Origin of the sequence: Terriglobus sp. ADX1 (genome assembly GCF_036877645.1) — a bacterium.
In the GTDB taxonomy this organism is placed as follows: Bacteria; Acidobacteriota; Terriglobia; order Terriglobales; family Acidobacteriaceae; genus Terriglobus.
In genome coordinates this window covers 40,648-61,646 of record NZ_JAEDXV010000018.1, presented here as the reverse complement: position 1 = coordinate 61,646, position 20,999 = coordinate 40,648, and the positions used below count along the sequence as shown (strand labels likewise).

Here is a 20,999-nt window from a genome sequence, read left to right as displayed (position 1 = left end):
GCGACCAGGCTTGCAACAGATGTGTGCTAGCAGGTTAGACGAAGACGGGGCTCCGGTGGATGCTGCACTGCAAATACAGAACCTCATCCGTGACGGAAGTGTCGCATTCCAGTGAAAATCATTGCAATCCCCAATTTATCCGCCGCTTCAATGACTTCATTGTCGCGCACGCTGCCGCCCGGCTGAATGATGGCCGTTGCGCCAGCCTGTGCCACGGTTTCCAGACCGTCAGGGAACGGGAAGAACGCATCCGATGCGGCGACCGTACCGGTGAGCGGCAGAACTGCCTTCTGCGCGCCGAACTTTGCGGCGTCCACGCGGCTCATCTGACCGGCGCCGATGCCGACGGACTGGCCGTGGCGCTCATGTGTGCGAGCGTAGACGATGGCGTTTGATTTCACATACTTGCAGACCGTCCACGCGAACTTGAGCGCGGTCAGTTCTTCGGGCGTGGGTTGGCGCTTGGTGACAACTTTCAGTTCCACGTCGGCCAGCGAGCCGCGATCCGCGTCCTGCAGCAGCATGCCGCCGGAGATCTGCTTGAGCGCGATCTTTGCGGGAGCAGGATCGATTTCGATGAGACGAAGATTTTTCTTCTTAGCGAAAACTTCGACCGCTTCTGCCGTGAACCTGGGAGCGACGATGGCTTCCACGAAGAGCTTGGCGATCTCTTCCGCCGCGTCTGCACCGACTTCGCGATTGATGCCGATGACACCACCGAAGGCCGAGATGGGATCCGCGGCGAGCGCGTTGCGGTATGCGTCCGCTACTGTGTCGCCCGTGGCCACGCCGCAGGGGTTGGTGTGCTTGATGATGGCGACGGCGGGTTCGGTGAACTCGCTGGCGAGATCCCAGCAGGCGTCTAGATCGACGAGGTTGTTGAAGGAGAGTTCCTTACCCTGGAGCTGCTTCGCATTGGCGATGCCCTTGTCCGTACCGTCGGTGTAGACGGCGGCCTTCTGGTGCGGGTTCTCGCCGTAACGCAGGGTTCCCTTCAGCGGCAGGTTCAGGCGGAGGGACTTGGGCAGCACGTCTTCAAACGTTGCAGCCTGCTCGTGGGTGCCGTCCGGCTCGGGGAGCTTTTCCAGCGAGTTGGCGATGGCGGTGTCATACGCCGCGGTGGTGGCGAAGGCCGCCTTGGCGAGACGCCACTTGGTGGCCAGCGAGAGTGAGCCGCCGTTGGCTTCCATCTCGTCGGCAATGGCGGTGTAGTCTGCCGCGTCGGTGACGATGGCGACGTCCTGGTAGTTCTTGGCGGCGCTGCGCACCATGCTGGGGCCGCCGATGTCGATGTTTTCGACGATCTCCGCGAGCTTGACGCCGGGCTTCGATGCGGTCTTCTCGAATGCGTAGAGGTTGACCACGACCATGTCGATGGGCTGGATGGCGTGCTCGTTCACCGCGGCAACGTGCTCCGCGTTGGAACGGATGTGGAGGATGCCGCCGTGGACCTTGGGGTGCAGAGTCTTCACGCGGCCGTCGAGCATTTCAGGGAAGCCGGTGAGGTCGCTGATGTCGCGGACTGCGAGGCCACCGTCGCGCAGCATCTTTGCGGTGCCGCCAGTGGAAACCAGCTCCACGCCCTGCGCGTCGAGGCGCTTTGCAAACTCCAGAAGTCCTGTCTTGTCCGTAACGCTCAGCAGTGCGCGCTTAATTCCGGAAGTAGCCATAGTTATTGTTCCGCTCCATCTTCACTGAACTCAGTCGAGTAGGTTTCGCGCAATGCTTTTATTTCCAAATCGAGCACTGGCAGATGTTGTTGAATCACACCCCACACGATGGCTTCCGAGATGTCGTAGTAGCCATGAATAAGGCGATGTCGAAGGCTGATAATTCTTGGCCCATCGGTGATGGACGCCAAAATAAGTGGGTCTTGCTTTACTGCCTGCGATAAAGCTTCGCCGACGATACCCAGGCAGCTGCTCTACAGCAGCTTGTAAACGATCATCGTTCGCAAACGCGAGATAGGTCTTGCCGGAGGTATAACGGAAACATAGTTCCGCATAATCGTTAATGTTTTTCAGAAGAACGGAAACCCTACGAGGCATGGAGTAGTTCCACTTCCGCTTCTTTCAACCGTTTGCGGAGCGGGTTTCTCCGAGCCGCCGCCTCAACACCTTCTTCATCAATAAGGTGCACACGGCGATGGAATATCCGCAAGAGTCCCTCTTCCAGATCAAAGAAGCGACCGGCGTATCCATCAATTTTTGCAACATCAATGTCGCCGATGAATGTCACGCCTCCCCAGGTATCGGCATCTACACGAACCCGCAAACCGGGCACGCCAATGCGATGACACAGTTCCTGAAGCTCTGGCCGATGCTGCTCGATTTCCTGGAGAACCGACATACCAATAGTTTAGCAAGCGAACATTGCGATTAAACCCGCAGTCCGCCCGTTAAATCGGCTGCGTTGGCTACGCCGTTGGCGGCGCACCAGTGCTCGAGGCCGGTGCTGATTTTTTCTACGGCGCGGGGGTCGGCGTAGCTGGCGGTGCCTACTTCCACGGCGGTTGCGCCTGCGAGCAGGAACTCTACCGCGTCCTCCGGCTTGACGATGCCTCCCATACCCACGATGGGGATGCTGACGGAGCGCGCTACCTCCCACACCATGCGGACGGCGATGGGCTTGATGGCCGGGCCGCTGAGACCAGCAGTAACGTTGGCGATGCGTGGTTTGCGTGTCTTTACATCAATGGCCAGCGAGAGGAAGGTGTTCACCAGCGATACCGCGTTTGCACCTGCAGCCTGGGCTACGCGCGCCATGCCACCAATGTTGGTGACGTTGGGCGAGAGCTTCACCATGAGCGGACGCTTTGCGATGTTCTTGCAGGCATGGACGAGTTCGCCGAGCGAATCGGGGTCTGTGCCGAAGACCATGCCGCCGTGTTTCGTGTTGGGGCAACTTGCGTTCAGCTCGTACATGGCGATGCCTTCGGCGTCGTTCAGGCGTTCGATGACGCCGAGGCAGTCTTCGATGGTGTAGCCGAAAACATTGGCGATGCAGACCACGCCGGGCATGCGGCGGATGCCGGGCATCTTGTCTTTAATGAACGCGTCAACACCGATGTTCTGCAGGCCGATGGCATTCATCATGCCAGAGGAAGTTTCGATGATGCGGGGCGCCTTGTTGCCGTCCATGGGTTGGAGGGAAAGGCCTTTGGTGACGAAGGCGCCGATCTTTGCGAGGTCGAGGATTTCCTCAAACTCCACGCCGTAGCCGAAGGTTCCACTTGCAGCGATGACCGGCGATCGCATGGATACGCCGGCCACCTCGACTGTCATGTTGGGCTTGCTCACTTCTTCAGTGTAGTAGCTGGCACCGCGGTTCGTTCAGGCTTCAATGCTTCCGTACGCACCGTTCCCACCGCCGCGGACGGGCGGTTGATGCGCAGGATGGATGCGAAAGTGGCGGCGATGTCCACCGGCTGCACCATGTTGTGATACGTGCCGGGTTGGAAGGCTGCACCGTAGAAATCCAACGGCACGTGGCGGTCGTAAGAGTTCTGCGAGTAATGCGTGGTGCCGGTTTCTGAACCGTAGTACTGGTAGGCGCCGAAATTCAGATGTACTGCCCAACGGACCACGGGCGAGTAGCTGTGCAGTTCGCGGCGGCCCTGGTCGGTGTTGGGCACCTGGCCATTGCGAAGCTGCGTGGCGGTGTAGACGTACTGCACACGCATGGGTTCAGGCAGGCGTCCGCCGACGGCTCCGGCGTGCTGCGTGGTGTCGAGCGGCTGGCTGGCGAAGTAGCCGTAAACGGCCTTGGCGGTGGCTTCTTCTGCCTGCTCTTCCGTGATGCCCTGAGCCTCAAACGGTTCGGGATCAATCTGCAGCCAAGGCGATTCGCCGCCGAGGACGTACTTCACGTTGCCCTTGGGCTTGAACTTGTCGTGCAGAGCCTTTTCTACGAAGTCATACAGCGGCTTTGTCGGAATGCCGCGTGCGGGCATGCCCATGCCAATGGCCGCGTTGACGCTGGCAGAAACGCCGTGGTCGCCCGTGAGAGAGACGAAGACGTTCTTCAGGCCGACGGTCTGGTCGATCCATGTGAAGAAGCGGTCGAGTTCGATGTCTGTTGCGTCGACCAGCGCGCGCTGGTGGCCTTCGTCCGGGCCGTAGCGGTGACCAGCAATGTCAGTGGACGAGATGGAGATGGTGATGAGGTCCGTGACGCCATCGGGATTGTGGCCCAAGTGCTCGTTCTGGATGAGCGCCTTGGCGAAATCAAGCTGGTAGGCGACGCCCTGCTGCGTGGCTCCCACGAGTTCGTAGAAACTGCCACCCGGGATGTGGGAGGCGGCGCGCGCCTTGGCGACTTCATCGCCCTTGTTGAAATCGTCTACCCACGAGGGGAGCTGGTTCATCCAGTAGGTGGAGGTGATCCAGCGGCCGGATTCGTGGTCGGTCCAGAAAGCTGCCTTGGTTGCGTGGCCACTGGTGAGGATGGCTGCGCGGTCCTTCAGCGAGACGCCGTAGACGCGGGCTTTGCCGCCGGTCGCCAGAACGAGTTCATCGCCAAGTGTGGAAGCCACCTGGAAGTGCGGCGAGGCTCCGGGAGACACCTTTACGCCGGGTGCTTCGCCCACGAGGGTGTAGCGGTCGTCGTCAATGGACTGGACGGAGCGGATTTTGCCGTCGGGGCCTTTTTCATACCAGTCATTGACCGGGATGCCGTGGCCGTCCGAGTATGCGCCGGTGCCGATGGTGGAGTGGCCGGGGCCGGTGACGAGGTTTGCATAGTCGTAATAACAATCGGTGTAATGCGCGCCCTGCTTCAGAAACAGGTTCCAGCCGTTCTTTGCCTTGAAGTCGGTGCGCCAGCGATCCAGATAGTCGCCGCGGAACTGGTCAAAGACAAGTTCAACAACGAGTTTGGGCGAACCGGTGTATGCCTGCGCATGAAGCGCGGGGATGGCCGCAGCAGCAAGGGCAGCGACAAGCAGAGAGGCAGCAAAAGATCGGAACGAACGCATGCAGCCATGGTACTGCGGTGCGCGCGACGAATCCTTACAGGATTCTGACAATTGGGTAAGACAAGGGGTTAGGGGCTTGCGGCAGAAAACTTTGAACCGTTGTGCTCGTGAGAAGTCGTTGGGATTTTTCGCTGCGCTCAGAATGACCCTGCGATTAAAGCAACAGGAAGATGGCGGATGCCGGAAATCCTTCGGAACCGATACCATAGAGGACATGCTTGATCTCGCATACGTCCGGGGCAATCTCCCGGAGGTGGAAGCCGCACTTCGCCGCCGCAACGCCGACCCCGCCGCCCTGTTGGGCGATTTTGCCGCCATCGACTCCGCCCGCCGCGAAGCCATTACTGCCGTGGAGCAGTTGAAGGCGAAGCGCAACCGCCTGTCCGAAGAGATTGGCAAGCTGAAGCGCACGGGTGGCGATGCCACCGCGCTGACCGAGGAAGTCCGTGCTCTGCGCGAGGAATCGGAGTCGCTGGAAGCCGCCGCCGCCATCCATGATGCGAAGCTGCGTTCGATACTTGAGGCAATCCCGAACATCCCCGACGCCAGCGTTCCCGATGGCAAGGATGAGACTGGCAACAAGCTGGAAAAGAGCTGGGGCGAGCCGAAGGCGCTTGCCCATGCGAAGCCGCATTGGGAGATTGGTGAGGCGCTGGGCGTGTTGGATTTTCAGCGTGCCGCGAAGATCTCTGGCTCACGTTTTGTAGTGCAGGTTGGTGCTGGTGCGCGACTGGAGCGTGCGCTGGCGAACTTCATGCTGGATCTGCACATCAACGAGCATGGCTACACGGAAGTGATGCCACCGGTGATGGTGAATTCACAATCGTTGTTTGGGACGGGCCAGTTGCCGAAGTTTGCGGAAGACCTGTTCCATTGCGATGACAAGGGAGCGTACGTTCCCGGCGAGTTGCAGGACAACGATCACTGGCTGATTCCGACTGCAGAAGTGCCGGTGACGAACCTGTATCGCGACGAGACGATTGAGCTGAATCCGACGATCAGTTATTGCGCCTATACTCCTTGCTTCCGCAGCGAAGCGGGAAGCTATGGACGCGATGTGCGTGGCATGATTCGCCAGCATCAGTTTCAGAAAGTGGAACTGGTAAAGTTCACCACGCCAGACAACAGCATGGCCGAACTGGACAAGCTGACGCTGAATGCTGAGGCTGTTCTGGAAAAACTGGGACTTCCCTATCGCCGCATGCTGCTGTGCACTGGCGACATGGGCTTTGGGTCGATGAAGACCTATGACCTGGAAGTGTGGCTGCCGAGCCAGAACACTTATCGCGAGATTTCGTCGTGCAGCAACATGGGCAGTTTCCAGGCGCGGCGCGCGAACATTCGCTATCGTCCTGCGGGACAGAAGAAGACGGAATATGTGCACACGCTGAACGGCAGCGGTCTGGCTGTGGGACGCACGTATCTTGCGATTCTGGAAAACTACCTGCAGGAAGATGGCTCTGTCCGTGTGCCGGATGTGCTGGTGCCGTACATGGGTGGATTGACCGTAATTAAAAAGCAGGCAGGGCTATAAGACGATGCTGAAGACACTGCGCAGCTACCTGTTCTGGACCTACGAGCGCGGCAGCTTTCACTATGACGTGATGGTGACGCTGATCCTGTTGTTCATCTTCGTGTCGCCGCACTTCATCAATTACCGTGATCGCCCTGTGTACAACCTGCCATCGCAGATTATGGTTCAGAACGACGGCACGGGAAGCATCACCTATGAAGTAAAGCAGTCTGACGTACAGCAGAGTTTGCAGCACGTTTCCAGCAACGACCCCGAGAAGCGTATGCGTAAGGCGCTTCGACGGCTGATTGAGCCAATTGCGGGCGATGTGTTGATTGAGCGCTATGAGCCCGTTACTGGCGCGGATGGGCAGACTACGGCGTACCGTGTGTGGGCACATCGCTAGGCTTTTCGCGAGAAACATGAAGCGGCATTCATAGAACCAACACCCTCGGGATTCTTCGCTGCGCTCGGGATGACGGCACAAACAATCTGAACAAGGACGCAGCCATCCCGCTCAAACCTGTGTCTAAATGAATTGGTTTGGGAGTTCACAGGAGCACGATGACTTTTTTTGCACGCACAACAGCCGCAGCCATTGTTTTGAGTGTTGCTACCGCAGCGCATGCTGCTACAGACCCTGCCTTAGATAAGACGCTGCGCGCGCTGGATGCCGCGTCTGCAAAGTTCCAAAGCGCCGAGGCCGACCTGCGCTGGGACCAGTTCGAAAAGGTTGTGCGCGAAACGACTTCGCAGTTCGGTTCGGTCTACGTGATCCGCAAGTCGGGTTGGACGGAATACGGCGCCACATTGGCCACGAAGCAGGGCGCCGCTCCAACCAAGTACCTGCACTTTGCCAACGGCAAGGGTGACATGTATGACACCATCGCCAAGAAGGACACGCCCTTAAACGCCGGACAGGACAAAGCTCGCGTCGAAAGCTTTATCACGCTGGGCTTTGGTGGCAGCGGCAAGGACCTGGAGAAGCAGTGGACCATCACCCAGCAGGGCACGGAGACGATTGACAACGTGCCGACAGTGAAGCTGGATTTGGTGCCCAAGGACCCGTCCGTGGCAAACATGTTTACGCATGTGACCATTTGGATCGACACCACGCGCGGCATCTCGCTGAAGCAGCTTTCGTACACGCCTGAGGGTGATACTCGTACGGCGTATTACACGAACATCCGCTACAACACTAAGGTGGATACGAAGAAGTACGCGAAGAAGTAATGGTGGCGTGATTCCGGTATTTAATTTCGAGCGTAAGCCGATGCAAAACGTCCTTTCTGTTGAACAAACAGAAAGGACGTTTTGCTTGGCGCTAAGACACCGCTGCTCTGCCCTATGCCTGCTTCTTCTGCTGTTGACTTCAAGTGCACTTGCGCAAACGCTGGATGGCGTATGGCAAGGGACGCTGCCTGTCGCCCGCAACGGACGCGTTGTCGTCCGACTGACTGCCAGCGAGGCGGGAGGATTGCGCGGCACCTTTCAACGAGTGGACGGCGATACGGCGGGTATCCCCTTTTCCTCGCTCAAGGTACCAGCGGGGGAACTGGTGGCGGAATCCGATCTCTTCCATGTCGCATTCCTCGGGAAGATGTCGAGCGATGGGCAAACGCTGGTGGGGACATGGACGCAGGACCAGCGGAGTTATCCCCTGACGCTGATGCGAACCGCGCCGGAACAGGCCTGGCAACATGGAGGCACGTCTGTTGCGGCTATGGCTACCACCGTCGACCCGAGCTTTGAGGTGGCGAGCATTCGTCCCAGCACGCCGAGTACGAAAGGGCACCAATACGATCTACGAACGCGCGATTTTGGTGCACACGACGCTTCTGTCGCCGACCTGTTGAAGTTTGCGTTTCAACTGAGGGATCGCCAGATTTCCGGTGCGCCAGCGTGGATAGATGAAGACAAATTCGATATTGCCGCAAAGCCAGACGGTCCCGGTCAACCCAGCGTGGACCAATATCGCCTAATGGTTCAGAAATTATTGGCGGAACGGTTTCATCTTCGCTTTCACACGGTGCAACAAAACTTTCCAGTCTATGCGCTTACGCTGACCGGAACTCAGCCTGCACTGAACAAAAGCAATCCTGGTCTGAACAGCTATGGTATTTCGCTAAAGCAAGATCCCGGCGGCGATACCACGCAGGTTCGTTTTACATACGAAAGCATGCCAGAGTTCGTGGATATCCTGATGAACTTCATCGAGGAACGACAGATCGTGGATGAAACAGGCTTGAGTGGGCGATTCGATTTCGCAATGGTTCTGCCTACTTCGGCTCTACAAAGCACGGATAATGGAGAACGTTCGACGGCATTTCTTCGCGCGGTGCAACCGTTGGGCTTCCAGTTGGTGCCAAAGTCTGCGCCGGTCCCGGTGATGGTCATTGACCGGTTGGAAAGTCCTTCGCCTAACTAACTTCCTCGCATGCGAATGCGTTTACGCTATTTCAACCCCAATAATTTGGCGGCGTTGTCGTGCAGGATGGCTTGTTCTTCCTGCGCGGTGAAGCCCATGGAGCGCACTGCTTTGAGTGCGTCGCCGGGGTTGTCGACGGGCCAGTCTGAGCCGAAGAGGAAGTGATCGACGCCGATCTTTCGAATTGTCCAGACGAGTTCCGGCACTACAGGAGACCCCTGGTAGGCGGCGGCGATGGCGGACAGGTCGAACGAGACATTTGTGGCCATGCCGAGCTTGCTCATCTGCGCGAAGGTGAGCGCTTCGCGGAATTGCGAGAAAAACATGTGCGCCAGAACGATGTGTGTCTGCGGATGCTGCACGGCCAGAAGCAAGAATTTGCCCGGCTGGCTGGGATCCCAGGGCTTGTAGGAATCAAACAGGATGGCAATGCCGAGCTTGCCGCATTCGTCGGCGACTGTGCCGATGGCGGGATCTGATACGTCGAAGTTCTGCGAGTTGGGGTGAAGTTTGATTTCGTGAACCCCTAATTTGGCAAGGCGGCGCAGTTCTTCCAGAGCAGCCTCGCCGTCCAGCGGATGCACGGATGGAACCGCGTAGAACCTTCCCTGCGAGGCGGCTGCTACTGCTAATACCTTGTCATTGTTGGCGCGGGTTTGCTCCGGTTGGCCTTTGGCTGCGATGACGATCAAGGCGCTTTGCCCGATGCCAGCCTGAGCATCCAGTTGGCGTAGCTTTTCCGTGCCGATGGGCTGGTCCGACTTCAGCGCGTCCGTGTCACCGAAGCGGATGTGGGCGTGGGCGTCGATCACCGGCCCTTTGTACTGTTGCGCGAATCCTTGACCACTGGAAACACCGAATAGAAGAAGCGCACATGCTGCGGGAAGGATTCGTTTCATAGCTCGCGGATACGTTTGGGATGGTGATGCGGTTCCTGATTTTTCTTCTGATGTGCTGGTATGCGGGCTGGAACTAACCTTTTTTCGGTTGGGGTGTCTATCACTACAAGATCGGATCTTCTGGCTTCCGGAGTCAGCGCACGATGGGTACACAGATTGTTGGTAGTGGTTTGGCGGCGGGTACTTTGAACGACCCGACCGCGGGAAGCGTTTTCAATGCGGGTGGTGCATTCGGACCGGGCGTTGTCGCGGTAGAATCGCCAGCAGTGGCGAAAGTAGCGGCAGGTCGGGCAGGACGAGCGGCGCTGACACCGGCGCAGATCGAAGCGCGGGCGCAGCAACGTCTGGAAGATGACGAATTGATCCGTCAGGCGCAGAGGGGTCAGCGCGGTGCGTTTGACCAACTTGTGCGTCGCTATGACGGGGCGGTGCTTCGGCTGGCGCTGCATATGCTTGGAAATGAACAAGATGCGCAGGACGTGCATCAGGAAGCGTTCCTGAAGGCGTACCGGCATCTGCAGAATTTCCGGTTTGAGTGCTCGTTTTATACGTGGCTGTATCGGATTGTGACGAACCTTTGCCTGGACGCGCTGCGTCGGCGTAAGAGCCGCCGCGAAGATCCGAGCATCGTCACCGACAGTTCGGGCGACACGATTGACCTGATGAGCAGCGTGAGTGACGACCGCGCCGGGGCCAATCCGGACCTGGAGCTGCGGCGCAAGACTTTGAACCGGCGCATTGAAGAAGCGCTGGACCAACTGACACCGCGCGAGCGGACGGTGTTTGAACTGAAGCACTACCAGGGCCTGAAGCTTCGCGCCATTGGCGAGATGCTGCAGACCACGGAAGAGACGGCGAAGAACACACTCTTCCGAGCAACACGTAAATTGCGCGCCAATCTGGCAGACGCATAAAAGCAACAAAGAACGCACAAGACGTTCCCTAGAACGACGCAGCATCACCCCACCGGCAAAGCCGGGGGTCAATCAGACGGAAGGCGATAACGTTCTCGAAACGTTACGACCGGCCGCCGCCAAGCAACAACTTTCAGGAAGCCATACACAAGGAACACAAGCGTCATGAAGTGCGATGAGGTAAAAGATCGACTGATTCTGCTGGCTTACGACGAGATCCCCGAAGAGGATCACGCGGAGCTTCAGCTGCATCTGCGGAATTGCGGCGATTGCCAGGCCGAGGCGGATGCCATGGCCGAGCTGACCGCCCTTCTTTCCGAACAGACTCGACCCGAGATTTCTGCCAACCTACTGGCAGCCAGCCGAGTGCGACTGGACGAAGCACTGGATGAAGCCAGCCAGAGCACCTGGCGGATGCGCCTTCGAAATACCCTGGTGGGCACATGGCAGCACCTGTACGCCGCGCCCGCGCTGGCGACTCTGCTCATCGGTGTTGGATTTCTAAGCGGCAATTTGCTGACACGTTATCAACTGGCCAGCACCCCGATTCCGCAGCCCGCCGTGATTTCTATGAATGACACGGAAGGTGCTGTCAGCAATATCAGCGGCATTCTTCCCTTGCCTGATGCTGACCGCGTGGAAGTGCGTTACAACCGCGTTGTCCCTATGACCATTCAGGGCCGTCTGGATGACCCGCAGGTGCGTCAACTGCTGACGCTGGCGGCGCAGAAGGGCCTGAACAACGATGTACGCGAAACCAGCGTGGATCTGCTGGCGAAGGAATGTGTTGCCGGACACCGCTGTGAACATGGGGATGGCGACCGTACCGGTGTGCGCGATGCGCTGCTGGTGAGCCTGCGCTATGACAAGAGCGCGACAGTTCGTCTGCGCGCACTGGAAGGTCTACAGCGCTTTATTGGCGAAGATCAGCGTGTACGCGATGCTGTGCTGGAAAGCCTGATGCACGACTCCAATGCCGATGTGCGCACACGCGCCATTGCGATGCTGGAGCCGGTGGAAGGTGATACCAGTGTGCGGCAGGTTCTGCACACGGTTTCGACGCAGGACGATAACCCGTACATCCGCAATGCATCGATGCAGGCGTTGGGTAACATCGATGGCATTCAGTAATCTGGCTGCGGCTGCGATTTCCCTCACGTTGCTTGCAACACCAGTTGCACAAGCGCAGCAAGTACTGGTGTGCGCGTTAGAAGCACCCCCCATGTACGGCGCCGGAACGGGCGGACACAGCGCACCTGTGCAAGGCTACCTGGGCATCATGTTTCATGATGTTTCGGATGCCACCTATAACTCGCAACACCTGAAAGACAAACGTGGCGCTGAGATCGTGATGGTGGATCATGATGGTCCTGCCGGTAAGGCTGGCCTCCGCGAGCATGACGTTGTTCTGAGCCTGAACGGCACCGCGATTGAAGGCGAAGAGCAGCTGAGGAAGCTGTTGCACGATATGCCGCCGGGCAAAATCATTTTGCTTTCCGTCTGGCGCGATGGCATGGAACGCTCGATGTCCGCCACGCTTTCAACACGCGAAGAAGTGGATCGCCAGGCACGTTTGCAACGCTGGACAGTGCCGAATCCAGACGAAAGCACCGCTTCCACGGAGCCTGCTCCTCCGCCGGCACCGCCAAAGAGCAGTGGCGTGTTTGGGCACTCGTTCATGTCCAGCCACCTGCTGCCGATGTTGCCGGTGTACACGGGCGCCACGGTGGACACGATGGGGCCGCAGCTTGCGGATTACTTTGGCGTGAAGGACGGCAACGGTTTGCTGGTGCATGCCGTGGAAGGCAACAGCCCTGCTGCCTCTGCGGGACTTCATGCGGGTGATGTGATTACGCGCATGAATGGCAACCGCGTGAATACCGAGAAGGATTGGACCCGCGCGCTGCATGAGGGCAAAGGCAAACCCATCACCATGATCGTTGTGCGTGATCGTAAGGAACAGACGCTGACGATGATTCCCGATGGGAAGAAACGCAGCGAAGTGTCTGAACCCAAGTTTGGCGCGGAGAACGAGCCGATGCTCATGATGCGGTGAGTGAGTAATCGCAAACAGTAAGAGGGGCGCGGAAATTCTCCGCGCCCCTTCTCTTTTTCTTTCGCCACAACGCTAGTGACCGGCCATCTGCTCCGGATCCACCTTGGCGTTCTTCGGTGGCAGACGCATCAACCAGACCAGCGGTGACAGTCCCATGACCACCCAGGCCAAAATCGCGAAGGCATTCTTGTACGCGATCATGGTGGCCTGCTGCGCCATCTGCCCGAAGGCAGATGCCATGGCCAGCGGCTGTGCCTGCGCATAGGTCGTGTGCGTGGCCGCGGCGAAGCGGCTGATGTAAGCCTGCATCGCGTAGCTGCCTGCCGTGATGTTCGCGCTCAGGTTGCTCATGTGTACCTGTGCGGAGCGCGCCAGGAATGTGGTGAGCAGCGCGGTTCCCGCCGATCCTCCCATGTTTCGCGCAAAGTTTGAGAGCGATGAAATCTGGTTGCTCTTTTCGCGCGGCACACCTACGTAGTTCAGCGTGGAGATGGGAATGAAGATGAATGGCAGGCCGACGACCTGCAGCATGCGCCACAGCGTGACCGTTCCGAAGGAAGAGTACAGATCGAGTCGTGTCAGGTTATACAAACCTGCAGCCACAGCGAGGTAGCCAAGCATTACGGTGAGGCGTGGATCGCCTTTACCCAATGTCTTGCCTGCAACCGCCATCATGACCATCATGACCAGACCGGCTGGACTGAGAACTTTACCCGCGAGTTCCGCAGTGTAGCCAAGCATCGTTTGCAGATACTGCGGGATCAACACCGTCGATCCGAACAGCACCATGCCTAGCACCAGTTGCAGGAAGACGGCTGTGCCAAAGTTGCGGTTCTTCAGCAGCTTCAAGTCCACGATGGGATCGGGGTGGTTCCACTCCCAGAAGACGAAGAAGATGAGGGTGATCACCGCGAGCGCGGCAGTGAGCTGAATCTCGCCGGAGCCGAACCAATCTTTTTCCTGGCCCTTATCGAGCGTGAACTCCAACAGGCCAACGCCCACAGCAACGCTGATGAGGCCGATGAAGTCCACAGGATCCTTGCGCTTGGTGCGCTCGACCAACTCTGGTGGATCTTCAACCATGCGGTTCGACAGATACAGCGACAGCAGGCCGAATGGCAGATTGATGAAGAAGATCCAGTGCCAGTTGTAGTTGTCAGTGAGCCATCCGCCGAGCGTGGGGCCAATGGCGGGCGCAACGACGACGGCCGCACCGTACATGGCGAAGGCCTGTCCGCGCTTTTCAATGGGGAAGGTGTCAGCCAGAATGGCCTGTTCACTGGGGGCAAGGCCGCCACCACCAAGTCCCTGAAGAATACGAGCGAGAATCAGGAACGGCAGCGTGGGTGCGAGTCCGCACAACAACGAACATGCCGTGAACATGACCACGCAGGTCATATAAAAGCGCTTGCGGCCGATGCGGTTGGAGATCCAGCCGGAAATAGGCAGAATGATGGCCGACGCTACCAGATAGCTGGTGAGCACCCACGTTGCTTCATCCTGCGAGGCACCCACGGAGCCAGCAATATGCGGCAGCGCGACGTTTGCAATGGAGGTATCCAGCACTTCCATGAACGTGGCAATGGTCACGGTCATGGCCACGAGCCAGGGATTGTGCTTCGGCTTCCAGACAGCTTCGTGATGGGTTGTGGTCGTTGCAGCCATATCAGGTTACTGATATATAGAGTATCAGGGACCTGATATCGATGCGGAAATCGAAACAGGAAATTCGGGACGAGGCGGCACTTCGGATTTCGCTTGCGATGAAGCGGCTGGTCAGCACAGGGCGCCTGTTGCTTGAGGCGGAACTGGAGCCCGATGGCATTACGCTGGCACAGTTGCGCATGCTGAAGACGCTGGAGGAGACCGCGGAGCTGTCGTCCGCGGAGCTGTCTCGCGCCTGTTTTGTGACGCCGCAGAGCATGCAGACGCTGGTTGCCCGTGCCGAGCGCGAAGGATGGATCAAGCGCTCCCCTTCTCCGCAGAACCGCCGCATCCTTACCACTACGCTTACGGCGAAGGGGCGGGGTGTGCTGGAACGCGGTATGGGGCTATGGACCAGCATTAGCAGGGAGATGTGGGGCGGAATTCAGCTCTCTGAGATGGAAGAGCTACACCGGATTCTGAATCTGGCCGTGGAACACCTACAGCCTCGTCTGAATAGCCTGCATGACCGGCCCATGCTGAAACATGGTCCTGTTTAAGTTCCCCCTGTCTGCATAGGCGATTTACCCTAGTAGTCAGACGCAAATGCCATCCGTGAAAACTGAACTCGCCATTACACTTGCCGACGTGGAGGCAGCGCGTGAACGTGTACGCGATGCTGTGTACTACACGCCCTGCGCCTTTTCTCACACACTGACAGAACTGACCGGCCAGCAGGTCCACCTGAAACTGGAAAACCTGCAGATGACCGGCGCGTTCAAAGAACGCGGTGCACTGAATCGAATTAGCCTGTTGACACCGGAACAGTCGCAGCGCGGCGTGATTGCCGCATCCGCCGGAAACCATGCGCAGGGCGTGGCGTATCATGCGACGCGGCGCGGCATTCGTTCCACCATTGTGATGCCCGAGCCGACGCCGATGGTGAAGGTGAATGCCACACGCCGATTTGGCGCGAACGTGATTCTGCATGGACCAAATTACGACGCTGCTTACGCCGAAGCGCGCAGGCTGTGCGATGCCGAGGGCCTTACTTTTATTCATCCTTTCGATGATCCAGATGTCATCGCCGGGCAAGGCACCATTGGCCTGGAGCTGCTGGAACAGGTGGATGGGCTGGAAGCCGTGGTCGTCCCCATTGGTGGCGGCGGATTGATTGGCGGCATTGCCTGCGCGGTGAAATCGCGCAACCCGAACATTCGCGTGGTGGGTGTGCAGACGTCGCGGCTGCCCAGCATGAAGGCTGCTGTAGAAGCTGGTCATCCTGTAACGATTGACGCTGCGACCACCATTGGCGACGGCATTGCCGTGCGTCGCAGCGGCGACATCACACTGCCGCTGGTGCAACGGTATGTGGATGAGATTGTCACCGTGGATGAGGACGAGATTGCTGCGGCGATCCTTGTCCTTCTGGAACGTGAAAAGACATTGGCGGAAGGTGCCGGTGCTGCCGCACTCGCTGCCCTGCTGCAGAAACGGACGTCGCTGAAAAATGCGCGTACGGCAGTGCTGGTGTGCGGTGGCAACATTGACGTTACTTTGCTGAGCCGCATTATTGAACGCGGTCTGGTGCAGGATGGACGTCTGATCCGGCTGCGTATTCATCTTCTGGATCGTGCGGGTGCGCTGCAGGATCTGACCACGCTGATTGCGAAACATGGCGTCAACATTGTGGATACGCTCTACAACCGCGCATATTACGGCGTGAACCTGGGCGACACTACCATCGACATCACGATGGAAACGCGAGGACGTGACCAGGTGGAAGAGTTGCTGAATGCGTTGACCGAGGGTGGCTATCGACACTCGCGGGTGCTGTGAGTACTTCGTACCGTTCTCGACGCCTTCGGCGTGGAAGCAACTGAAAGGGATGCGATCAGATCGCATCCCTTTTCAGTTTGTAATGATTTAACGCTGCTGATTACAGGTTCAGCTTCTTGAAGACGGAGTCCGGGATCGCACGGACAACGGCCATGATGGGACGCCACTTGGCGGGGACATACATCACGCCACCTTCGCCCTTGGCGATGGCATTGGCAATGTCCTTTGCCACAGCATTTACGTCCGCGAACTTTTCACTGCCGGGCATGCCTGCCGTCATCGCTGTCTTTACCGGGCCGGGCTTGATGGTGAGCACTGCCACACCTTCGCGGTCGATGCGGTTGCGGAGGCCGTCTACAAAGGCTGTCAGACCAGCTTTCGACGCGCCGTAGACGTAGTTGCTCTTACGGCCACGGTCACCTGCCACGGAGGATAGAACCGCAAGCGTGCCACGGCCCTGTTTCAGGCAGAAGTTCGCCAGCCAGGTGAGCATGCTTACCGGAGCTGTGAGATTGGTATGCAGAATCTGTTCGGCGTGTGCCACATCCGTCTCAGCCTTGGGCTGTTCGCCCAAGATGCCGAAGGCGAGATACGCCACATCGAGGCCGCCGAGTTGGGTGATGGCATGGGCCAGCAGGTTCGGATGGTCTTCGAGGCGATCCAGGTCGGCGGCTGCGATATCGACAAAAGCGGCGCCGCGCACGCGGAGATCGCCCGCCATGGCGCGCAGTTTCTCTTCAGAACGGCCTACGAGGAAGATGTTGGCTCCCTCTGCAGCCCAGATGCGGCAAGTGGCTTCTGCGATGCCACTTGTGGCACCTAAAACCAGGTAACGCTTGGGGTTATGCGAAAGGTCGCGCGTTGGTAGGGGTGTTTCCAATGCGGTTGCTGTATCAGCCATCGTTCGTCGTCCCTCTAAAGAGGAGACTAACAAACGTCCTTTGCGGGCGGGTTATAACCAGCCTTGCGCAGCAGCGCGATCAGGGTTTGCTGCTCGTCGCGGCCGAGCTTTTCCATTAATAATTTGCTGGCTTCCAGATGGACTTCCAGCATGCGCTGGCTGAGGCGTTGGCCGGCAGGAGTGAGGTGAACGCGCACGATGCGGCGATCCTCTTCCGAACGTTGGCGAACGACCTGCTTCTTTTCCACAAGACGGTTCACCAGGCTGGTGGCCGTGCTGAGTGGAATGTCCATGAAGTCCGCCAGCTCTGACATGAGAGCAGGGCCATGCTGATTGAGCCAGCCAAGAGCGCGGCCTTCCTGCGGCGTGGTCTTGATCTTTTGCAGCGAACGCGACCCGGGCGCCATCGACATTTGCCGAAACATGCCGTACAGGGCGACCAGGAACTCCATGGGAGTTTTATCTTCAACGGGCGGTGTTTTCGGCGTTCGCGACATCTCTTGGCTCAGCATAAGCGCACTTCTCCCTGCTTGAAAAGGTTCGATGCCGTAATGACACAAAATTTTCCAAAATAATACGGAACCGGGATACTTCGATTGTCGTACTATTGAAAAATCGAAGTACCGGAGTTGCTTCGCCATGGCCCAAACGGAAACAATTCTTTCCCCCGCCGAAACTCTTATCGAACGCCGCCGCATTGCTGCAGGTCTCCGCCGTCAGGATCCGGACCTGCTGCAAGAATTGATTGACCGCTACAAACATCGCCTGCTGCGCTACCTGTGCAGCCTGACCGGACGCACCGATCTGGCCGAAGACCTGTTTCAGGAAACGTGGATTCGCGTGCTGGAGCGCGGTCACCTGTACGACGATCGCGGCGACTTTGATGCGTGGCTGTTTACGGTGGCCCGCAACCGCGCTCTGGATCATTTCCGCCGTCGCAGCACGGTTTCGCTGGACGAAATGATGCATCCGGACGAGGAAGGTTCAGCCGCATTTGACCCGCCCGCCGCCGATCTGTCGCCGCTGGAGGCCTTCCGGCTGGCCGAGCAGGCCTGCCTGCTGCATGCCACGATGGATCGGTTGCAGCCCATCCACCGCGAAGTGTTGCAGATGCATTTTTACGAAGACCTGACGATGCGTGAAATCGCCGAAAAGACCGGCATTCACATGCCGACAGTGAAGTCGCGCCTGTACCGGGCAATCGGATTCTTTGAGCAGTTTTTGCGGGAAGCGCTGACCGGCAGCAGCGTCCCGGTGGCGGCTGCGCAGCACTAAATGTGCGTCCTTCGGACAAGACGGAACGGTTGGCTACAATGAAGGGGAACCTGTTTCATTCCGGACCGGCGATTTCCGCCACGTCCATGCACCCGTTCCGTCATCCAAGAAGGAAAATATTGCAGCGATGAAGATCGTACTTGCCGAGAAGGTTTCGCCCGCCACCCTAGCCGTCTTCCAGGAGGAACCAAGCTGGAAGATTGTCACCGCAGACAAGATCACCAACCTGGAAGCTGAATTGGCCGATGCGGATGCGCTCGTTGTCCGCTCTGCGGTACAGGTGACGGCGGAACTGCTGGAGCACGCGCCGAAGCTGCGTGTGATTGGTCGCGCGGGTGTTGGCGTGGACAATATTGATGCGGACGCTGCTACCAAGCGCGGCATTGTGGTGATGAACACGCCGGGCGCAAACGCTGTGGCCGTGGCGGAGTTGACGCTGGGCCTGATGATCACGATGGCGCGCCAGATCCCCAAGGCAAATGCTGCGCTGCACAACGGCAAGTGGGAAAAGAAGTCGCTGCAGGGTACCGAACTGCGCGGCAAGACGCTGGGCATTGTGGGCCTGGGCCGCATTGGTCTGGAGGTGGCTCGCCGTGCACGCTCGTTCGGCATGGACCTGATTGGCTACGACCCGTTTGTTGCGCCAGTGATTGCGCGCGAAAACGGCGTGACGCTGGTCGACATTGACACCATCTTCAAAGGCAGCGACTACCTGACGCTGCATGTGGGTCTGACGCCGCAGACGGAAGGCCTGATCAACAAGCACTCCATCGCCATCATGAAGAAGGGCATCCGCATTGTGAACTGCGCACGCGGTGAACTGATTGTGGATGAGGCGCTGGCAGAAGGTCTGCAGAATGGGACCGTGGGCGGCGCTGCTCTGGACGTCTTCCGGCAGGAACCGCTGAAGGAATCTTCGTACTTCGGTATCGAAAACATTATTCTGACGCCGCATCTGGGCGGATCGACCGATGAAGCGCAGGAAGCCATCGGCATCCAGTTGGCGCAGCAAGTGAGCGCGTATCTTAAGGATGGCGTGGTGCAGAACGCAGTCAACGTGCCGTCGCTGTCGCGTGAGGAATACGTTGAAGTGGCGCCGTACATTGATCTGGCGCAGCGTCTTGGCACCTTCCTTGGTCTTGCTACACCCGGCAACCTGGAGAACATGGACATTGCCTATTCGGGGCGCATTGCCAGCGGCAAGACGGATCTGATTCGCAACGCCGTCATCAGCGGTGTACTGAACGATTCCGATGTGAACACCATCAACGCGACTGCTGTTGCCAACGAGCGCGGCATCCGCGTGCAGGAAGACAAGAAGGAGTTCGCCAGCGGCGGTGCGGGTTCCGTGCTGAAGCTGACGCTGCACTCGGCTGAGGGCGATGCATCTGCCTCTGCTACTGTGCTGCATGGCAATGCTCCGCGCCTGTTGTCACTGGACGGCATTGACATTGAAGCACCGCTCACCGGCACGCTGCTGGTGTTCCGCAACCACGATGTTCCCGGCGTGATTGGCCGCATTGGCACCGTCATTGGCGAACACGGCGTGAACATTGCCAACTTTGCCCTGGGCAAGAGCGTTCGTTCGCAGCGCGTGCCGCAGGGACAGGCGATGGCCGTGGTGCAGATTGAAGCCTCTCCGGCGAAGGTGACGGAACTGATCCATGCGCTGCGCAAAGTGGACGCGATTGCCAGCGTTCGCGCGGTAGAACTCTCGTAAGGCATTTCAGGAAAGGAGATATCGATGCCACTGTACGAATACCAATGCCAGAACTGCGGCCGCACGTTGGAAAAGCGGCAGAAGTTCTCTGATCCGGAATTGACGGAATGCCCGCACTGCGGCGGCAAACTGGAAAAGCTGCTGTCCGCACCAGCGGTGCAGTTCAAGGGCGGCGGATGGTACGCCGATCTGTACTCATCGTCGAAGGGTGGAACGAAATCTGGCGGTGATAAGGCTGCTGCAGCAAGCAGTACTTCTTCGTCGGATTCGTCCTCATCGTCAAGTAGCAGCAGTGCTTCTACTTCGACGCCGAGCACCCCATCCACCACCCCGACGAAGTAACAGACTTAAGACCAACGAACGACAGAAGGCCGCAGGCGAATGCTTGCGGCCTTCATCATTTGAAACAGGAAGCTACTTCTTCTTTGGGGCGGGCGGGACCTTCTTACCCGCCTTGCGAGCTTCGCTGAGGCCGATGGCGATGGCCTGCTTGCGGCTGGTCACTTTCTTGCCGCTGCGACCGCTCTTCAGCGTCCCCTTCTTCATTTCGCGCATCTCGGTCTGCACCTGCTTACCCGCTGCGGACGAATACTTGCGCGTGCTGCTCTTCTTCGCAGCTTTCTTTGCCGTGGTCTTCTTTGCAGAAGCCTTCTTCGCGGCTGTTTTCTTCGCAGGAGCCTTCTTGCTTGCGGTCTTCTTTGCAGGAGCCTTCTTTGTTGCAGACTTCTTCACGGATGACTTCTTGACCGTGGTCTTCTTTGCGGGGGATTTCTTTGTTGCAGATTTCTTGCTTGCCTTTTTCGTTGCCATAACTACTTCTCCCTGACTGCGGTGG

At 58.3% G+C, this 20,999-nt stretch carries 22 protein-coding genes; 13 read left to right on the top strand and 9 right to left on the bottom strand.

Annotation, left to right across the window (positions count from 1 at the left end; translation table 11 throughout):
* Positions 1-83 precede the first annotated feature (83 nt).
* Both purH and JAO32_RS12985 read right to left on the bottom strand, forming a co-directional pair.
* On the bottom strand, positions 84-1,670 hold the full coding sequence (purH, locus tag JAO32_RS12990; RefSeq protein ID WP_334241032.1) for a bifunctional phosphoribosylaminoimidazolecarboxamide formyltransferase/IMP cyclohydrolase: 1,587 nt from the start codon (positions 1,668-1,670) through the stop codon (positions 84-86).
* 2 nt (positions 1,671-1,672) lie between these two features.
* A complete protein-coding gene (locus JAO32_RS12985; protein WP_334241030.1) occupies positions 1,673-1,861 on the bottom strand; it encodes a HepT-like ribonuclease domain-containing protein in 189 nt (62 codons plus the stop codon).
* A 284-nt stretch (positions 1,862-2,145) separates the two neighbouring features.
* Here JAO32_RS12985 and JAO32_RS12980 point away from each other — a divergent pair, with 284 nt between their 5' ends.
* Positions 2,146-2,382: a hypothetical protein gene (locus JAO32_RS12980; protein ID WP_334241028.1), complete on the top strand. Its 237-nt coding sequence runs from the start codon at positions 2,146-2,148 to the stop codon at positions 2,380-2,382.
* On the opposite strand, the gene JAO32_RS12975 is transcribed toward JAO32_RS12980, so the two are convergent.
* Both JAO32_RS12975 and JAO32_RS12970 read right to left on the bottom strand, forming a co-directional pair.
* Entirely contained in the window at positions 2,379-3,284 is a 906-nt protein-coding gene (locus tag JAO32_RS12975; protein WP_334241027.1) for a dihydroorotate dehydrogenase, read from the bottom strand. The genes JAO32_RS12980 and JAO32_RS12975 overlap by 4 nt on opposite strands.
* An 11-nt stretch (positions 3,285-3,295) precedes the next feature.
* Positions 3,296-4,975, bottom strand: coding sequence for an alkaline phosphatase family protein (locus JAO32_RS12970; protein WP_334241026.1), 1,680 nt, complete (start codon positions 4,973-4,975; stop codon positions 3,296-3,298).
* Positions 4,976-5,189: 214 nt separating this feature from the next.
* Between JAO32_RS12970 and serS the strand changes: the two genes are divergently transcribed.
* The 4 genes from serS (at position 5,190) to JAO32_RS12950 (ending at position 8,916) form a co-directional block, all read left to right on the top strand.
* Entirely contained in the window at positions 5,190-6,509 is a 1,320-nt protein-coding gene (gene serS, locus JAO32_RS12965; protein ID WP_334241024.1) for a serine--tRNA ligase, read from the top strand.
* 4 nt (positions 6,510-6,513) lie between these two features.
* Entirely contained in the window at positions 6,514-6,894 is a 381-nt protein-coding gene (locus JAO32_RS12960) for a hypothetical protein (protein WP_334241022.1), read from the top strand.
* A gap of 158 nt (positions 6,895-7,052) precedes the next feature.
* Positions 7,053-7,721, top strand: a complete 669-nt coding sequence (locus tag JAO32_RS12955) for a LolA family protein (RefSeq protein ID WP_334241020.1) — start codon at positions 7,053-7,055, stop codon at positions 7,719-7,721.
* A gap of 85 nt (positions 7,722-7,806) precedes the next feature.
* On the top strand, positions 7,807-8,916 hold the full coding sequence (locus JAO32_RS12950) for a TIGR03435 family protein (protein ID WP_334241018.1): 1,110 nt from the start codon (positions 7,807-7,809) through the stop codon (positions 8,914-8,916).
* Positions 8,917-8,942: 26 nt separating this feature from the next.
* On the opposite strand, the gene JAO32_RS12945 is transcribed toward JAO32_RS12950, so the two are convergent.
* On the bottom strand, positions 8,943-9,815 hold the full coding sequence (locus JAO32_RS12945; RefSeq protein ID WP_334241016.1) for an amidohydrolase family protein: 873 nt from the start codon (positions 9,813-9,815) through the stop codon (positions 8,943-8,945).
* 143 nt (positions 9,816-9,958) lie between these two features.
* On the opposite strand from JAO32_RS12945, the gene JAO32_RS12940 reads away from it, so the two are divergent.
* The 3 genes from JAO32_RS12940 (at position 9,959) to JAO32_RS12930 (ending at position 12,785) form a co-directional block, all read left to right on the top strand.
* Complete coding sequence (locus JAO32_RS12940) at positions 9,959-10,729, top strand: RNA polymerase sigma factor (RefSeq protein ID WP_334241014.1); 771 nt, start codon at positions 9,959-9,961, stop codon at positions 10,727-10,729.
* Between the two features lie 165 nt (positions 10,730-10,894).
* Positions 10,895-11,860, top strand: coding sequence for an anti-sigma factor family protein (locus JAO32_RS12935; RefSeq protein ID WP_334241013.1), 966 nt, complete (start codon positions 10,895-10,897; stop codon positions 11,858-11,860).
* Positions 11,847-12,785 carry a PDZ domain-containing protein gene (locus JAO32_RS12930; protein WP_334241010.1) on the top strand — a complete coding sequence of 313 codons (939 nt, stop codon included), beginning with the start codon at positions 11,847-11,849 and terminating at the stop codon, positions 12,783-12,785. Before JAO32_RS12935 ends, JAO32_RS12930 begins: the two co-directional genes overlap by 14 nt.
* Before the next feature lie 72 nt (positions 12,786-12,857).
* Here JAO32_RS12930 and JAO32_RS12925 read toward each other — a convergent pair whose 3' ends face one another.
* A complete protein-coding gene (locus tag JAO32_RS12925; RefSeq protein WP_334241008.1) occupies positions 12,858-14,450 on the bottom strand; it encodes a DHA2 family efflux MFS transporter permease subunit in 1,593 nt (530 codons plus the stop codon).
* 98 nt (positions 14,451-14,548) lie between these two features.
* Here JAO32_RS12925 and JAO32_RS12920 point away from each other — a divergent pair, with 98 nt between their 5' ends.
* Positions 14,549-14,989 carry a MarR family winged helix-turn-helix transcriptional regulator gene (locus JAO32_RS12920; RefSeq protein ID WP_334241006.1) on the top strand — a complete coding sequence of 147 codons (441 nt, stop codon included), beginning with the start codon at positions 14,549-14,551 and terminating at the stop codon, positions 14,987-14,989.
* Positions 14,990-15,035: 46 nt separating this feature from the next.
* Positions 15,036-16,268: a threonine ammonia-lyase gene (locus JAO32_RS12915; RefSeq protein ID WP_334241004.1), complete on the top strand. Its 1,233-nt coding sequence runs from the start codon at positions 15,036-15,038 to the stop codon at positions 16,266-16,268.
* 100 nt (positions 16,269-16,368) lie between these two features.
* Here the strand turns inward: JAO32_RS12915 and JAO32_RS12910 are convergent, their stop codons facing one another.
* Entirely contained in the window at positions 16,369-17,169 is an 801-nt protein-coding gene (locus JAO32_RS12910; protein WP_334241002.1) for an SDR family oxidoreductase, read from the bottom strand.
* A gap of 26 nt (positions 17,170-17,195) precedes the next feature.
* Entirely contained in the window at positions 17,196-17,810 is a 615-nt protein-coding gene (locus JAO32_RS12905) for a MarR family winged helix-turn-helix transcriptional regulator (protein ID WP_334240998.1), read from the bottom strand.
* Between JAO32_RS12905 and JAO32_RS12900 the strand changes: the two genes are divergently transcribed.
* The 3 genes from JAO32_RS12900 (at position 17,809) to JAO32_RS12890 (ending at position 20,506) form a co-directional block, all read left to right on the top strand.
* Positions 17,809-18,444, top strand: a complete 636-nt coding sequence (locus JAO32_RS12900) for an RNA polymerase sigma factor (RefSeq protein WP_334240996.1) — start codon at positions 17,809-17,811, stop codon at positions 18,442-18,444. The two genes, JAO32_RS12905 and JAO32_RS12900, sit on opposite strands and share 2 nt — an antisense overlap.
* Positions 18,445-18,571: 127 nt before the next feature.
* The gene (serA, locus tag JAO32_RS12895; RefSeq protein WP_334240994.1) at positions 18,572-20,164 is read left to right on the top strand and encodes a phosphoglycerate dehydrogenase; all 1,593 of its coding nucleotides are present in this window, start codon (positions 18,572-18,574) and stop codon (positions 20,162-20,164) included.
* Between the two features lie 24 nt (positions 20,165-20,188).
* Positions 20,189-20,506, top strand: coding sequence for an FmdB family zinc ribbon protein (locus tag JAO32_RS12890; RefSeq protein WP_334240992.1), 318 nt, complete (start codon positions 20,189-20,191; stop codon positions 20,504-20,506).
* 72 nt (positions 20,507-20,578) lie between these two features.
* On the opposite strand, the gene JAO32_RS12885 is transcribed toward JAO32_RS12890, so the two are convergent.
* The gene (locus tag JAO32_RS12885) at positions 20,579-20,974 is read right to left on the bottom strand and encodes a DUF6496 domain-containing protein (protein WP_334240991.1); all 396 of its coding nucleotides are present in this window, start codon (positions 20,972-20,974) and stop codon (positions 20,579-20,581) included.
* Positions 20,975-20,999 lie beyond the last annotated feature (25 nt).